Genomic DNA, 14,467 nt, shown 5'->3' on the forward strand with positions numbered 1-14,467 from the left:
GGGCCTGACCGACCGTTCATGAGAAACTAGGCAGCATGTCCACTTCTGAAGCGACCAAACGCGGCCGGCCCGGGTACGACCAGCAGTCGGTGCTGCGCATCGCCGTCGACGTCTTCAACAAGCACGGCTACGACGCCACGTCCATGGGGATCCTGGCCGAGAACATGGGCATCTCCAAGTCCGCGATCTACCACCACGTGCCATCCAAGGGCGACCTTCTCAAGCTCGCCCTTGACCACGCCCTGGGCGGCCTCGAAGCGATCCTGGAACAACCTCAAGCCCAAAGCGGAGCCGCGGACGCCCGCCTGGAATTCGTGCTCCGCGAAACCGTGGCCGTACTGGTGGACCGGCTGCCGTTCGTCACCCTCCTGCTCCGACTGCGGGGAAACACCGAGATCGAACGCTCAGCCCTGGAACGCCGCCGGTCCTTCGACCACAAGGTCTCCGCGCTCATCTCCGCCGCCAGCAAGGACGGCACACTCCGCCAGGACATCCACCCCGGCACCGTCACCCGGCTCCTGTTCGGCATGATCAACTCGATCGTCGAATGGTACAAACCCGGCGGTCCGCTCACCCCGGCCAAACTGGCAGACGACGTCATCACCGTAGCCTTCGACGGCCTCCACGCCCCGCGCTGATCGACAGGCTCAACCACCGGGTAGGGGTTTCGACAAGCTCAACCACCGCGCTACCGTGGAAGCACAGCCATCGTCAGCAGGGGGTTGTCGTGGAACCGTCAGCAAGGACCTTCACCCGGCCGGGCCGCCGTCGTAAATATGCGCTCCCGGCCACGTTCTTCGCCGCAGTTTTGGCACTTGCTGGCTGCACGGGCGAGGACCCGCCGTCCCCCACCGGCCCGCCCACCGCGGCCGCTCCCGCAACCACCCAGGGAAATGAAGCGAACGACGCCGGTACCTCCGCCCGCGGCATCCCTCAACTCGTGGAGGACCTGGCGCCGTCCATGGTCACCATTTTTACCGAAGGCGGACTGGGCAGCGGGGTGGTCTATTCGGCCGAGGGCCTGATCCTGACGAACGAGCATGTGATCCGGGGATCGTCGCAGGTGGAGGTGGGTTTCGCGGACGGGCAGCGGGTTCCGGGCGAGGTCCGGGCGGCGGACGAAGTGACGGACCTGGCGCTGATCCAGGTGGACCGGACCAACCTGCCGGCGCCGACGTTCCAGACCACGCTGCCGCGCGTCGGTGAGGACGTGATTGTGATGGGGTCGCCGCTGGGATTCGAGAACACCGTCACGGCCGGGATCATCTCCGGCCTGCACCGCGCCATCCCCGATTCAGCCCAGCAGAGCCTGTCCCTGGTGGACCTGATCCAGACGGACGCGCCGATCAGCCCCGGAAACTCGGGTGGCGCCGTCGTTAATATGCGCGGCGAAGTGGTGGGCATCAGCGAGGCGTACATCCCGCCGCAGGCCGGCGCCGTGGCGCTGGGATTCGCGATCCCGGCCGCCACCGCCGTGGAGGTTGCCGAGGAACTGCTGGCTGACGGCACCGCTGAACACGCCTACCTTGGCCTGACCCCCGGCGCCCTCACAGCGCAGATCGCGGACCAGCTGGGCATCGACGCCGACTCCGGGATTGTGGTCCTGGCCGTGGATGACGGCGGGCCTGCCGGTGAGGCGGGACTTCAACCGGGGGACGTCCTGGAATCGATCGACGGCGTGGAACTCCGCACCCCCGAACAGCTCCTGGGCGAACTCCGGAAGCATAACCCGGGCGACACCGTGCAGCTCCGGGTCCTGCGCGACGGCGACGGCCAGGACATCAAAGCCGAACTGATCGAACGGCCTGTTGGCAACAGGTAAACACGTCAACGTCACCAGAAAGGAAGGTTCGCCATGGGTAACGAGAAGGAAGAGCCGGACCAGGGGTACATCGTTCCGGACCCGTCCACTGTCAGGGAGGACGTACCTGGTGACGCGGGCGATGAAGGGAACGAGATCCGCTTCAGCGAGGAACAGGCCCTGATCGAGGAGCAGGCGAAAGGCATCCGGCCGGACACGTACGACGTCCCCCGCGGCGGCCCAACCATGGACGAGGCCCGTGGCAACATGGACCTGTCCGATCAGACCGGAACCGCGCCGTCAGACGACAGCAGTGACGATGGCCTGCACGGGGGCGCGGAAACGTAAGGCCCCGGCGATCGAGCCGCCCCCGGTGATCGAGCCCGTCGAGATCCAAGGGTTTCGACAAGCTCAACCACCGGATCTGGCTCAACCCCCGAGCGCGGACCGTCCGTGGGACAGCCCCGTCGGGAAGCCGATCAGGACGGGTTCCGCGGCGGGTTCGTCGCAGCAGCCGCCGCCGTCGGACGAGCAAACGCCCGTTTCCGGCAGCTCCAGCCGCACAGTATCCGCTGCTTCCCTGTCCCCCGCGAGCGCGGCCGCGATGGACCGGACCTGCTCATAACCGGTGGCCAGCAGGAAGGTGGGCGCACGGCCGTAAGACTTCATGCCGGCAATGTAGAAGTCCTTCTCCGGATGGGCCAGGACCGACGCGCCGTGCGGGGCCACGGTGCCGCAGGAATGGAATTCGGGGTCGATCAGCGGACCCAGCTGCCGCGGAGCCTCCACTGCCGGGTCCAGTTCCAGCCGGAGCTCGCGCAGGATGGACAGGTCCGGGCGGAAGCCGGTGCAGGGAACCACGACGTCGGCACCCAGGGTGCGGCCGTCCGTCGCCTTGAGCGTCACCTGGGAATCGAGCGTGTTGATGGAGGCGATGCCGAAGCGGGTGTGGAGCTGGATGGTCCCGGCTTCAACGAGCCGGCGGAGGCGGGAGCCCAGCTGCCCGCGTGACGGGAGTCCGTCCAGGTCTCCGCCGCCATAGACCTTCGCGGCTGAGGCGCCACGCATGGCCCACATGATTTTGGTGTCCGGTTCGGCTTTGGCAAGGTCTGCCAGGTTGATCAGCACATTGGCTGCCGAGTGCCCGGCGCCCACCACCAGCACCCGGCGTCCCACGAAGGCAGAGCGGTCCCGGCCCAGGACATCCGGCAGCGGCGAAGAGATACGGCCGGCGGCATTCGCTTCCCCGGCAGCCGGAAGCCCAGCGCTGCCCAGCGGATTGCGGGTGGACCAGGTTCCCGACGCGTCAATCACGGCCGCCGCTGCCACGTCCCGGGTACTGCCGTCCCGGTGCCGGACCCGGACGGTGAACGGCGTGGTGTCCCGGTTGCGCTGGTGGGTCTTATCCATTCCCTGGCGGGTGACGGCGATGACCTCGCTGTTGATGTGCAAACGGCTGCTGATGGCCGGAAGAGCAGCCAGCGGCGTGAGGTACTGGTCGATCAGTTCCGCGCCATATGGCAGCGCGGTTGGCCGAGGTGCCTCCCAGGCCCCGGTGGTCGAGCCTGGGGCCACGGCCCCCTCAAGAAGTCGCACCGCCGCGGCGTCGAGGTTGAACCGCCACGGCGAGAATAACCGGATGTGCCGCCACTGTTCAATGGCAGCACCGGCTGCGGGACCGGCCTCCAGGATGAGCGGCTCAAGGCCGTGCTCCAGCAAATGGGCCGCGGCGGCGAGGCCGACCGGCCCGGCCCCGATCACAACAACAGGGAGGGTGGTTCCGGCGTCCATGGCGTTCCTCAGGTTCAGTGGATGTGCCCCAACTGACTGGCAGATAACGCGCTTAAAAGCGGGTTTTGGGAGCGTTAAGTGCCAGTTAGTTGGGGGGGTGGGTCAGCTGTGGGAGGGTTCCTCGACCAGTGCGGTGGCGATGCTGTCGGCGTCCTCGAGGGCCGCGAGGTAGCGTTCGGCGTCGAGGGCTGCGGCACAGCCCGAGCCGGCCGCGGTGATGGCCTGGCGGTACCGGTGGTCCACGGCGTCGCCGCACGCGAACACGCCGGTCAGGTTGGTCACGGTGGTGGGTGAATCGACTTTGATGTAGCCCTCGGCGTCCAGGTCCACCTGGCCCACCAGCAGCTCGGTCCGGGGAACGTGCCCGATGGCCACGAAAATGCCGGTGGCCGCCTGCTCGCGGGTTTCGCCGGTGCGGGTGTCCGTCAGGGTGACGCCGGTGACCTTGCCGTTGCCGTGGATCTTGCTCACGGCCGAATGCCAGGCGAACTTGATCTTGGGGTTGTCCTTGGCGCGCTGCGCCATGATCCGGGAAGCCCGCAGCTCGCCCTTGCGGACCACAACGGTCACGGTCTTGCCGAAGCGGGTCAGGAACGTGGCCTCTTCCATGGCGGAATCGCCGCCGCCGACCACAATTATGTCCTGCTCGCGGAAGAAGAAACCATCGCACGTTGCGCACCAGGACACGCCGTGGCCGCTGAACTGCTTCTCCTCCGGCAGGCCCAGTTCCTTGTACGCGGAGCCCGTGGCCAGGATGACGGCGGGCGCGCGGTGGGTGGTTCCGGCGCCGGTGACCACGGTCTTGAGGTGACCCTTGAGATCAACGGACGTGACGTCGTCGAACACTACCTTGGCGCCAAAACGCTCCGCCTGGTTTTGAAGGTTATCCATCAGTTCCGGGCCCTGGATCCCCTCCGGGAAACCGGGGAAGTTCTCCACCTCGGTGGTGTTCATCAGGGCGCCGCCGGCCGTGACGGCACCCGCCAGGACCAGGGGCGCCAGGCCTGCGCGGGCGGCGTAAATGGCGGCCGTGTAGCCTGCGGGGCCGGAACCGATGATGATCAGCTGTTCGGTGGTGGCGTTGTTCGTGGTCATGGCGGGGCTCCTTAAGAACGGGGATTACTGGGCGTCGCGGTGCGCGGCGGGCACGAGGTCCGCGATCAGGGCTTCGATGCGGCCCTTGATCTCGTCCCGGATGGGCCGGACGGCGTCGACGCCCTGGCCTGCGGGGTCCTCCAGCACCCAGTCCTCGTACCGCTTTCCGGGGAAGTACGGGCATTCGTCGCCACAGCCCATGGTAATCACCACGTCGGAGTCCTTGACGGCCTCGGTGGTGAGGACCTTGGGGACCTCCGCGGACATGTCAATACCCAGCTCGGACATGGCCTCGACGGCCGCCGGGTTCACCTTGTCTGCAGGCTGCGAACCGGCGGAGCGGACCTCGATGGCGTCGCCGGCCAGCGTGGTGAGGAAGGCCGCGGCCATCTGCGAGCGCCCGGCATTGTGGACGCACACGAACAGGACGGATGGCTTCTTGGCGGTTTCGGTGCTCATCGGGTTGCTCCTTGCAGGATTTCGGCGGGGTTTTCAGTAGGGCTTTCTGCGGCGAAGTACCGGTTCCGCGCCCACAGCGCCGCGTACACCAGTGCAACAAGTGCGGGGACTTCAATCAAGGGACCAACGACGCCGGCAAGCGCCTGCCCGGATGTCACACCGAACGTGCCAATCGCCACGGCAATGGCCAGTTCGAAGTTGTTCCCGGCGGCCGTGAACGCCAGTGTAGTCGTCTTCGCGTAGCCCAGGTCCAGCCATTTGCCGATCACCATGCCGGCGCCGAACACCACTACGAAGTAGACCAGCAGCGGCAGTGCAATGCGGGCAACGTCCAAGGGGCGGGACGTGATGGTGCCGCCCTGCAGGGCAAACAGCACCACGATGGTGAACAGCAGTCCGTACAGCGCCCACGGGCCAAGCCTGGGCAGGAACCGGCCCTCATACCAGTCACGGCCCTTCGCTTTTTCGCCCAGCGTGCGGGTGAGGAAGCCGGCGGCCAGTGGGATGCCCAGGAACACCAGGACGGAGAGTGTGATGGCCCAGAAGGAGAAATCGGCACTGGTGGTGGGCAGGCCAAGCCAGGACGGCAGCAGCTGAAGGTAGAACCAGCCCAGCGCGCCGAACGCCATCACCTGGAAGACCGAGTTGATGAACACCAGCACGGCCGCAGCTTCACGGTCCCCGCAGGCCAGGTCATTCCAGATCATCACCATGGCGATGCAGCGGGCCAGGCCCACAATGATCAGGCCGGTGCGGTACTCGGGCAGGTCCGGCAGGAAGATCCAGGCCAGCGCAAACATCAGGGCCGGCGCGGCCAGCCAGTTGATCACCAGCGACGTCACCAGGAGCTTGCGGTCCGCCACCACGCGGTGCGCCTGGTCATAACGGACCTTCGCCAGCACCGGGTACATCATCACCAGCAGGCCCACGGCGATGGGCAGGGAAACTTCGCCCACCTTGACGGCGTTGAGAGCGGTGTCCAGGCCCGGGATGAAGCGGCCCAGCAGGATGCCGGCCGCCATGGCCGCGATGATCCAGACCGGCAGGAAGCGGTCCAGGGTGGAGAGCTTCCCGACGACGGCGGCCTCGCCTGGGGGTGCGGGCGGTTGGACGGTCTGGGTACTCACAGGACTCCTGGACAGGAAAGATTGATGTTGGTCGATGCAAGTATCCTCAAGGACATTGATGGATGTCAATATAGATGCATAATGGACTACATGAATTCCCTTCACATTCTTGAGCCGGCAACGGATGAGGCGTGCTGCGTGCCGGCGTCGCCCCCGGCCCTGGACGCGGAGGATGCCAGGCAGCGCGCGCTGGTTTTCAAGGCATTGGCCGATCCCAACCGGCTCCGACTGCTCTCCATGGTCAAAGCCGGCGAGTCGGGGGAATCCTGCGTCTGCGACCTCACCGAACCCCTGGACCTGGGCCAGCCCACAGTGTCCCACCACCTCAAGATCCTGGTGGACGCAGGCCTGCTGCACCGGGAGAAGCGCGGCACCTGGGCCTATTACTCGCTGGTGCCTGGGGCCTTGGAACGCACGGCGGGACTGCTGACCGGCCTTTAACCCAAGCAGGGAGCGTTCCACGTATCTTGGGATCTCTCTCTTGGTTCGACTTTCTCCTTCCGCTCGGGAGGCTGTCCGGGCCGAAGAACGTATCTGCATGGCATGATCATCTGCATGACTCTGCGTCCTCTTGTCAGAAGGCTCCTCTCGATTCTCCTGCTCCTGTCGATGGCGCCCGAGAACGGAAAGCAAGACCTGAGCATAAGCAACACCTGGCTCCTTCTGATCTACCGGCTGCCCAGCGAGCCATCCCGTTTACGTGCAACGGTGTGGCGGCGGCTCAAATCCGCAGGCGCGATCTACTTGGCGAACTCTGTCGCGGCGCTGCCGGAGTCCCCTTGGGCGGAACGGACGATGCGCAAACTGCGTGCCGAAGTCGAGGGGCTTGGCGGCTCCGGTCAGCTTCTGCGGGCCGAGACGCTCGTAGGTGCCGAACAGATCGTTGAAGCATTCAACACCTCCCGGGACGCAGAGTATGCCGAGCTGCTCGGGCAATGCGCGGACTTCCATGCCGAGCTGGAAAAGGAAGTCAAAGCGAAGAAGTTCACGTACGCCGAACTCGAGGAGAACGAGGAGGATCTGGCCAAGCTGCGCGCCTGGCTGGACAAGATCAGCGCGCGTGACACGCTCGGGGCCCCGACTGGGGACAAGGCGCGGGAAGCCGTTGAGGCGTGCGCAGAAGCCTTGGATGAGTTCGCTGAGTACGTCTACGCAGCCGAGTTGGACACCGACACACCATAGTCCCGGTCGCGTTATGCCTATATAAAGCGCCAGGTAAACCCCTTGAATGACTTTTGTGAAGGATTGTTACGTTCACCATTCCAGGCATCACAGAGGAACTCGTCCAATCGAGATGAGTTGACCGAAGCCCTCTAGCAGTCCGGCGTCTGTGCGATAGCTAATCAGCTTCCTGCGTCCAATGGACACCCAGCGACGTTTTGGCAATATGCCATCCAACTCCCCTGGCCCGCCAGACCTCGGCGATGACCTGCAGCAATGACCTGCCCGGCTGCGCCTTGCCTGGGGAACGAATCTTCTGCGCACCCTACCTCGGGCACAAGGCACACAGACGCCGGTCTTTTTGCCGGCGCGTCACCCGATAAATTCCATATGTAACGGCCGTTATTCCGGCCTAATAACCCAGGTCACGACTTTATTGTCATGCCGGTCTAAAAGAATATTTAAGCGAAAAAAACCCTTCTCACCCTGCTGTGACCTGGACTACAGTCAGAGCGACTAATCGGTACTCCCGCATCTTCAAAAACCCAGATAGAGGCATTATGTTATCCATGATTACGTTTGCTCTTGGAGCAGCGATATTAATTTACGCCGCCGATAAACTCGTCAGTTATTTGGTCGGCGCAGCGCGAGGTTTGACGGTCTCGGTCTTTTTGCTTGCCATAATTTTTACCGGGATTGAGTTCGATGATGTGGCTCTCGGAGTAGTCCTCAACATGGAGGACATGGATGGGGTTGCCGTCGGCCTGGTGTTCGGAACCACGCTGTCCTACAGCGGTATCGTCCTCGCTATTGCGGCGATCCTGGCTCCCACAAGGATTAACATCCCGCGGGATTACCTGGGCATCTTTGCCCTCTCACCTCTCATTCTCGTTCCATTCCTCCTGACCGGGCCAATGACTATGGTCCATGGAATTGCCCTGGTGGCCCTCTTCCTGGCGTTCCTCACCTACGTAGTCATTCGGGAATCCAGGGCTGACCGGCCGGTTTTCCGTGATGCTGAAATGTTCGCGGCCTATGAGATGGCTCGCGCGCCCGGCAACGTAGCCCACTCCAGCGGGAACACGCTGACCTTGACCCGCGAGGGACCTGGGGAGCCAACCGGCCCATCAAGCAAGTTCTTCACCAAGAAAATGCCGTTCCCGGAGGCAAACCGCCGGGCCGGCTGGCCAGCACTGGCGCTTGCCGCCCTGGCGCTTGTCGGGCTAATCCTCGGTGCCTACCTCGTTGCAGAAGGAACCGAAGGCATCCTGGAAGACTTTGGCATGGAGGCCACCGTCTTCGGCGCGACTATCGCCACCCTCGTCCTGACTCTCGAAGACCTCTACTTAACGGTGAGGCCCGCAATGAAAGGCGCGCCAGAGATTGGCGTAGCCAACGTGATCGGCAGCGCCGTTTTCTCCGTGACAGCAAAACTCGGCGTGCTTCTGCTGTTCGGCAGCGTGATCGTTGACCCCACGGTGTTCACGTGGCATCTGCCGGCCCTGACGCTGATGACCTGGGTCGCGGCATACTTCCTCTGGACAGGACATCTGCGCAGATGGCACGGCTTTGTCCTCCTAGGGCTCTACGCCATCTATTGGATGGTCACCTTCTTCGGATTTGGGATGGTACCGGTAGAGATGGACTGACTCGCAGTAGATGCTCCCAAAGCGCGATTTGGGAGCATCTAATGCCAGTCAGTTGGGAGAGGGAGCGGAAGGTTACTTGGCCACCAGGGTGAGGACGTCGTAGGTTGCCACGATCTCGTCGTCCTGGTTGGTGAGCACCGCGTCCCAGGCCACCTCGCCGTATTCGTCAGTTTGGCGCGGCGTGATCTTCTTGGCCGTCAGCGTGACCCGGATGGAGTCCCCTGCTGCCACCGGCGTGATGAAGCGCAGGTTTTCCAGCCCGTAGTTGGCCAGGACGGGGCCCGGGGCGGGATCCACGAACAGCCCGGCAGCCCAGCTGAGCAGCAGGTATCCGTGGGCCACAATGCCGGGGAAAAACGGATTCGCCTCCGCCGCCGCGTTGTCCGTGTGGGCATAGAAGGTGTCCCCCGTAGACGAAGCGAACGCCGAAATGTCCTCCAGCTCCACCCGGCGCAGATCGGACCGCACCGCATCGCCAATGTGCAAATCCCCCAGCGACTTCCGGAACGGGTGCACACCCTCAGTCTCCACTGTGAAGTTCCGGTCTGCGCCGGTGTGCCACACACCGGTGACGGCGGTCAGCATGTTGGGCGAGCCCTGGATGGCCGTGCGCTGCATGTGGTGCAGGACCGAGCGGATGCCGCCCAGTTCCTCGCCACCACCGGCGCGGCCCGGCCCGCCGTGGACCAGGTGCGGCACCGGCGAGCCGTGGCCCGTAGAGGTGCGCGCGTCCTCGCGGTTGAGCATCAGCACCCGGCCATGGTGCGCGGCAATTCCGGTGACCAGCTCACGGGCAACCGAGGGATCGTTGGTGCAGACCGTGGCCACCAGCGAGCCGCCTCCCCGGGCGGCGAGCCGGACGGCGTCGTGCAGGTCCGCATAGCCAACCACCGAAGAAACCGGGCCGAACGCCTCCAGCGAGTGTGCGATTTCCGTGTCCGGGTCAGCCCAGCTCAGCAGGACCGGAGCCATAAAGGCGCCATCTTCCACCACGGCCCGCGTTCCGTCCGCGGAGGTAACCGACGGCGAATCCAGCGTTCCGTACGCAAGCTCACCTCCGGCGTCGAGCATGGCCTGGACCGCTGCGCGGACATCGGCGAGCTGTTCGAGCGAGGCGAGCGCGCCCATGGTCACGCCCTCGGCCCGGGGATCGCCCACCACAACGCGCTCCTCGATGCGCTGGCCCACGGCGGCTGCTACGTCCTTCACCATCTCCTGCGGCACAATGGCGCGCCGGATGGAGGTGCACTTCTGGCCCGCCTTGACTGTCATTTCCGTGACCAGGGACTTGATGAAGGCGTCGAATTCGGGCGTGCCCGGGACGGCGTCCGGCCCCAGGATGGCCGCGTTGAGGGAGTCCGTCTCCGAGGTAAAGCGGACGCCGCCTTCCACCACGTTCGGGTGCGATTTCAGCGACTGCGCGGTGGACGCGGAACCGGTGAACGCAACAAGGTCCCGGTAGTCCAGCACGTCCAGCAGGCCGCGGACGGATCCGGAAACGAGCTGCAGGGAACCCTCCGGAAGGATCCGCGATTCGATGATTGCCTTCACCACGGCGGCAGCAACATAGCCTGTGGGAGTCGCGGGCTTCACGATGGTGGGAACGCCAGCCAGGAAGGCCGGCGCCAGCTTTTCCAGCATGCCCCAGACCGGAAAATTGAAGGCGTTGATCTGCACGGCGACGCCGGGAATCCGGGTGTAAATGTGCTCACCGGCGAACGAACCGTCCTTGGACAGCACCTCCATGGGCCCGTCCACCACCACCTGCGCGTTGGGCAGCTCGCGCCGGCCCTTGGAGCCGAACGTGAACAGCACGCCAATGCCGCCGTCGATATCGATCATCGAATCAACCTTGGTGGCGCCGGTCTGCGCGGACAGCACGTAAAACTGCTCCTTGCGGGCGTTGAGGTACTGCGCCAGCTCCTTCAGCATGAGCGCGCGCTGGTGGAAGGTGTAGCCACCCAGCCCCGCCTGCCCCACTGTGCGGCCGTAATTGACGACGGCGGAGAGGTCCAGCCCGTCGGTGCTCACCTTCGCAAGAAGGCGGCCAGTGCTGGCGTCCCGCACAGGGGTCCCCTCCGCCGCACCGGGGGCGGGGGTCCACCAGGCGTCCTGGACGTAGCTGGGAACGGTCTCGATAGTGCTGTCCGTGGTTTCCGGCATGGTGGCAGTGGTGGTCATCGTTGACAGGTCCTTCCAGGCGGTCAAACGGGCCAGCTGCGATCCCTCCGCATTACTGACCGTCCGTTCGGTAATATATTCCAACAGTACAGGGAAGGTTCCCTCGAGCCAAGGCCCCCGCCTGGACCTATCGCGCGAATCCCCCACCACCCCTTGACTCATATACCCCCCGGGGGTATTGTTCCAAGTGTTGTCAGTGAACTGGTATGTCCCGGCCGCGCCAAGCGCCGCCATCACAGCCGTTCAACCCCAGCGCCCATAGCTTCACAGCCAAGAAATGGAAACTGACATGAGTGGAATGCATAACCACACGAACCATCACGCGGGGCACAACACCAACGTTACTGAGCCGGATCACCAGCAGCACCAACACCAGCCCCACGAACACCAGCAGGCTCCAACGGATCATGCAATCCCGGCAGCCCATGCACAGCACCAAATCCACGACGACGACCACACCGTCCATACCCACGGCCAGCACGCCGGGCACAGCACGGCGATGTTCAAGAACCGCTTCTGGCTGACCCTGGCCCTATCCATCCCCGTGGTCTATTTCAGCCCCATGGTGGGCCACATCCTGGGCTACATGGCGCCCATGTTTCCGGGTTCAACGTGGATCCCGCCCGTCCTGGGCACGGTGATCTTCTTCTACGGCGGCCAGCCGTTCCTGAAGGGCGGCTGGCAGGAACTTAAGACCCGCCGGCCCGGCATGATGCTGCTGATCGCCATGGCCATCACCGTTGCCTTCGCGGCCTCGTGGATCACCAGCCTGGGCATTGGCGGATTTGACCTGGACTTCTGGTGGGAACTGGCACTCCTGGTGGCCATCATGCTGCTGGGCCACTGGATTGAAATGCGCGCACTGGGTTCCGCGCAGGGCGCGCTGGATGCCCTGGCAGCCCTGCTTCCTGACGAGGCCGAGCGCGTCACGGACGGCGGCACCGAAACCGTGCCCGTCTCCGAGTTGCGCGAAGGCGACACCGTGCTGGTGCGCTCCGGGGCCAGGATGCCTGCCGATGGGGAAATCGTCGACGGCGCAGCGGAGTTTGACGAGTCCATGATCACCGGGGAGTCCAAGACCGTGTCCCGCTCACCTGGAGACACAGTGGTTGCCGGCACCGTGGCCACGGACAACAGCCTCAGGGTCCGGATCACCGCCGTCGGAAATGACACGGCACTGGCCGGGATCCAGCGGCTGGTGGCAGAAGCGCAGGCGTCGTCCTCCAAGGCACAGGCCCTGGCGGACCGGGCAGCGGCGTTCCTCTTCTACTTCGCCGCCGGGGCGGGCGTTATCACCTTCATTGCCTGGACGCTGATGGGCAGCGTGCCTGAGGCCGTCACCCGTACAGTGACGGTGCTGGTGATCGCCTGCCCGCACGCCCTGGGCCTGGCCATCCCGCTGGTGATCGCCATTTCCACGGAACAGGCCGCCCGCGCCGGCGTGCTCATCAAGAACCGGATGGCCCTGGAACGCATGCGCACCATCGACGTCGTCCTGTTCGACAAGACCGGCACACTCACCGTGGGTGAACCCGAGCTCAAGGACGTGGCGACTGTACCCGGTGTGGAGGAGGACCAGCTGCTGGCCCTGGCTGCCGCCGTCGAATCCGACAGCGAACACCCGGTGGCACGGGCCATTGTCCGCGCCGCCCGGGACCGCGGCCTGAATATTCCGCAGGCCGGCGGCTTCACGTCCCTGACCGGACGGGGTGTCCGCGCCACCGTTGACGGCCGCACGCTGCAGGTGGGCGGCCCGGCACTGCTGCGCGAACTCGGCATCAACGAGCCTGCCCAGCTCGCTGAGCCTGTCCGGCAGTGGATGGACCGGGGCGCCGCCGTGCTTCACGTGCTGGACGGCAACCAGGTGGTTGGCGCCGTCAGCCTCGAGGACAGCATCCGGCCGGAGTCGCGCCAGGCCGTGGCCGCGTTGCAGAACCGGGGCGTGAAGGTGGCCATGGTCACCGGCGACGCCCGCCAGGTGGCAGAGGCCGTGGCCGAGGACCTGAAAATCGACGAGGTCTTTGCCGAGGTGCTGCCGGCAGACAAGGACAAAAAGGTGGCCGAACTCCAGGCCAGGGGCATGAAGGTGGCCATGGTGGGCGACGGCGTCAACGACTCCCCTGCACTGGCCCGGGCGGAGGTGGGCATCGCCATTGGCGCGGGAACCGACGTGGCCATGGAATCCGCAGGTGTGGTCCTGGCCGGAAACGACCCCCGCGCAGTCCTGTCCATGGTGGACCTTTCCCGGGCCAGCTACGCCAAGATGTGGCAGAACCTGGTGTGGGCCACCGGCTACAACGTCCTGGCCGTGCCGCTGGCCGCCGGCGTCCTGGCCTTCGCCGGTGTGGTCCTGTCCCCCGCGGCCGGCGCCGTCCTGATGTCCGTTTCCACGATTGTGGTGGCCCTGAACGCCCAACTGCTGCGGAGGGTGAAACTCAACCCTTCCGAGGTACGTTGAGCAACAGAACCCCAAACCCGCTCCCCCGGCCACCCATGCCGGCACGACTTAAAGGACCTGAACTGATGAAGAACAAACTGCTCAAACTTTCGACGGCGGCCGTTGCCGTTTCCTTCGCCCTGGCCGGATGCGCGGGAACGTCCGGCACTCCGGCCCCTGGCGGTATGGAGCACGGTTCGCACTCCGCGAAGCCCACCACCGGCACCGGGACGGGTGCCGCCGTCGAGCATAACGACGCGGACGTGATGTTCGCCCAGATGATGATTCCGCACCATGCCCAGGCTGTGGAAATGTCCGGCATGGTGCTGGCCAAGCAGGATATCCCGGCTCCCGTCACGGCCCTGGCCACCAGGATCAAGGCGGCCCAGGATCCGGAAATCCAGACCATGACCGGCTGGCTCAAGGAGTGGAACGAGCCCGTGGAGTCAGGGCATGCCGGCCACTCCATGGAGGGCATGATGGACCAGGCCGCCATGGCCGAACTGGAAAATGCCCAGGGCACGGAAGCGGCACGGCTCTTCCTGGAACAGATGATCGTCCACCATGAAGGCGCCCTGACCATGGCCGAGGCCGAGACGGCGGACGGCAAGGATCCGCGGGCCATCGAGCTCAGCAAGGAAATCGTGGCCGCGCAGGAAGCCGAGATCAAGGAGATGCGGGACCTGCTGGGTACCCTCTGAGACGCCCGGGGTGAATCACCCGCTTGTGGAGAAATCCCCGCCGTACGCGGCGGGGATTTCTCCAT

The 14,467-nt window shown here is 65.0% G+C and carries 13 protein-coding genes; 8 read left to right on the plus strand and 5 right to left on the minus strand.

Translation table 11 applies throughout. The features are described 5' to 3' along the window. Positions 1–35: 35 nt before the first annotated feature. The 3 genes from ACPJW8_RS14680 to ACPJW8_RS14690 all read left to right on the plus strand — a co-directional run bounded on the left by ACPJW8_RS14680 (position 36) and on the right by ACPJW8_RS14690 (position 2,149). A complete protein-coding gene (locus tag ACPJW8_RS14680) occupies positions 36–638 on the plus strand; it encodes a TetR/AcrR family transcriptional regulator (RefSeq protein WP_330187263.1) in 603 nt (200 codons plus the stop codon). Positions 639–727: 89 nt separating this feature from the next. Continuing rightward, a complete protein-coding gene (locus ACPJW8_RS14685; protein WP_330187262.1) occupies positions 728–1,822 on the plus strand; it encodes a S1C family serine protease in 1,095 nt (364 codons plus the stop codon). A 33-nt stretch (positions 1,823–1,855) separates the two neighbouring features. Next, positions 1,856–2,149: a hypothetical protein gene (locus ACPJW8_RS14690; RefSeq protein ID WP_330187261.1), complete on the plus strand. Its 294-nt coding sequence runs from the start codon at positions 1,856–1,858 to the stop codon at positions 2,147–2,149. A gap of 81 nt (positions 2,150–2,230) precedes the next feature. Here the strand turns inward: ACPJW8_RS14690 and ACPJW8_RS14695 are convergent, their stop codons facing one another. The 4 genes from ACPJW8_RS14695 to arsB all read right to left on the minus strand — a co-directional run bounded on the left by ACPJW8_RS14695 (position 2,231) and on the right by arsB (position 6,273). Continuing rightward, positions 2,231–3,592, minus strand: a complete 1,362-nt coding sequence (locus tag ACPJW8_RS14695; protein WP_330187260.1) for an FAD-dependent oxidoreductase — start codon at positions 3,590–3,592, stop codon at positions 2,231–2,233. Between the two features lie 102 nt (positions 3,593–3,694). After that, complete coding sequence (gene trxB, locus ACPJW8_RS14700) at positions 3,695–4,687, minus strand: thioredoxin-disulfide reductase (protein WP_330187259.1); 993 nt, start codon at positions 4,685–4,687, stop codon at positions 3,695–3,697. A gap of 24 nt (positions 4,688–4,711) precedes the next feature. Beyond that, a complete protein-coding gene (locus ACPJW8_RS14705; protein WP_330187258.1) occupies positions 4,712–5,146 on the minus strand; it encodes an arsenate reductase ArsC in 435 nt (144 codons plus the stop codon). Beyond that, positions 5,143–6,273: an ACR3 family arsenite efflux transporter gene (gene arsB / locus ACPJW8_RS14710; RefSeq protein ID WP_330187257.1), complete on the minus strand. Its 1,131-nt coding sequence runs from the start codon at positions 6,271–6,273 to the stop codon at positions 5,143–5,145. Before arsB ends, ACPJW8_RS14705 begins: the two co-directional genes overlap by 4 nt. A 90-nt stretch (positions 6,274–6,363) precedes the next feature. Here arsB and ACPJW8_RS14715 point away from each other — a divergent pair, with 90 nt between their 5' ends. From ACPJW8_RS14715 to ACPJW8_RS14725, 3 genes are all read left to right on the plus strand, one after another. After that, positions 6,364–6,714 (plus strand): metalloregulator ArsR/SmtB family transcription factor, encoded by a 351-nt coding sequence (locus ACPJW8_RS14715; RefSeq protein WP_330187256.1) that lies wholly within the window; start codon positions 6,364–6,366, stop codon positions 6,712–6,714. A gap of 114 nt (positions 6,715–6,828) precedes the next feature. Then, entirely contained in the window at positions 6,829–7,455 is a 627-nt protein-coding gene (locus ACPJW8_RS14720; protein ID WP_330187255.1) for a Chromate resistance protein ChrB, read from the plus strand. A gap of 548 nt (positions 7,456–8,003) precedes the next feature. Then, positions 8,004–9,083 (plus strand): hypothetical protein, encoded by a 1,080-nt coding sequence (locus tag ACPJW8_RS14725; RefSeq protein WP_330187254.1) that lies wholly within the window; start codon positions 8,004–8,006, stop codon positions 9,081–9,083. A 72-nt stretch (positions 9,084–9,155) separates the two neighbouring features. Here ACPJW8_RS14725 and paaZ read toward each other — a convergent pair whose 3' ends face one another. Continuing rightward, positions 9,156–11,264, minus strand: a complete 2,109-nt coding sequence (gene paaZ, locus ACPJW8_RS14730; protein WP_330187253.1) for a phenylacetic acid degradation bifunctional protein PaaZ — start codon at positions 11,262–11,264, stop codon at positions 9,156–9,158. A gap of 289 nt (positions 11,265–11,553) precedes the next feature. Between paaZ and ACPJW8_RS14735 the strand changes: the two genes are divergently transcribed. Together ACPJW8_RS14735 and ACPJW8_RS14740 are read left to right on the plus strand one after the other, a co-directional pair. Next, entirely contained in the window at positions 11,554–13,722 is a 2,169-nt protein-coding gene (locus ACPJW8_RS14735; RefSeq protein WP_425256355.1) for a heavy metal translocating P-type ATPase, read from the plus strand. 65 nt (positions 13,723–13,787) lie between these two features. Next, positions 13,788–14,402 (plus strand): DUF305 domain-containing protein, encoded by a 615-nt coding sequence (locus ACPJW8_RS14740; protein WP_330187252.1) that lies wholly within the window; start codon positions 13,788–13,790, stop codon positions 14,400–14,402. Positions 14,403–14,467: the final 65 nt, after the last annotated feature.

Origin of the sequence: Pseudarthrobacter sp. J47 (genome assembly GCF_049810315.1) — a bacterium.
Lineage (GTDB): Bacteria > Actinomycetota > Actinomycetes > Actinomycetales > Micrococcaceae > Arthrobacter.

What these genes read in the sequence shown, in the direction of transcription:
- ACPJW8_RS14740 (WP_330187252.1), top strand. Translation starts at nt 13,788, where the DNA reads ATGAAGAACAAACTGCTCAAACTTTCGACGGCGGCCGTTGCCGTTTCC.
- ACPJW8_RS14720 (WP_330187255.1), top strand. Translation starts at nt 6,829, where the DNA reads ATGACTCTGCGTCCTCTTGTCAGAAGGCTCCTCTCGATTCTCCTGCTC.
- ACPJW8_RS14715 (WP_330187256.1), top strand. Translation starts at nt 6,364, where the DNA reads ATGAATTCCCTTCACATTCTTGAGCCGGCAACGGATGAGGCGTGCTGC.
- trxB (WP_330187259.1), bottom strand. Translation starts at nt 4,687, where the DNA reads ATGACCACGAACAACGCCACCACCGAACAGCTGATCATCATCGGTTCC.
- ACPJW8_RS14695 (WP_330187260.1), bottom strand. Translation starts at nt 3,592, where the DNA reads ATGGACGCCGGAACCACCCTCCCTGTTGTTGTGATCGGGGCCGGGCCG.
- ACPJW8_RS14690 (WP_330187261.1), top strand. Translation starts at nt 1,856, where the DNA reads ATGGGTAACGAGAAGGAAGAGCCGGACCAGGGGTACATCGTTCCGGAC.
- ACPJW8_RS14735 (WP_425256355.1), top strand. Translation starts at nt 11,554, where the DNA reads ATGAGTGGAATGCATAACCACACGAACCATCACGCGGGGCACAACACC.
- ACPJW8_RS14725 (WP_330187254.1), top strand. Translation starts at nt 8,004, where the DNA reads ATGATTACGTTTGCTCTTGGAGCAGCGATATTAATTTACGCCGCCGAT.
- ACPJW8_RS14705 (WP_330187258.1), bottom strand. Translation starts at nt 5,146, where the DNA reads ATGAGCACCGAAACCGCCAAGAAGCCATCCGTCCTGTTCGTGTGCGTC.
- paaZ (WP_330187253.1), bottom strand. Translation starts at nt 11,264, where the DNA reads ATGACCACCACTGCCACCATGCCGGAAACCACGGACAGCACTATCGAG.
- ACPJW8_RS14680 (WP_330187263.1), top strand. Translation starts at nt 36, where the DNA reads ATGTCCACTTCTGAAGCGACCAAACGCGGCCGGCCCGGGTACGACCAG.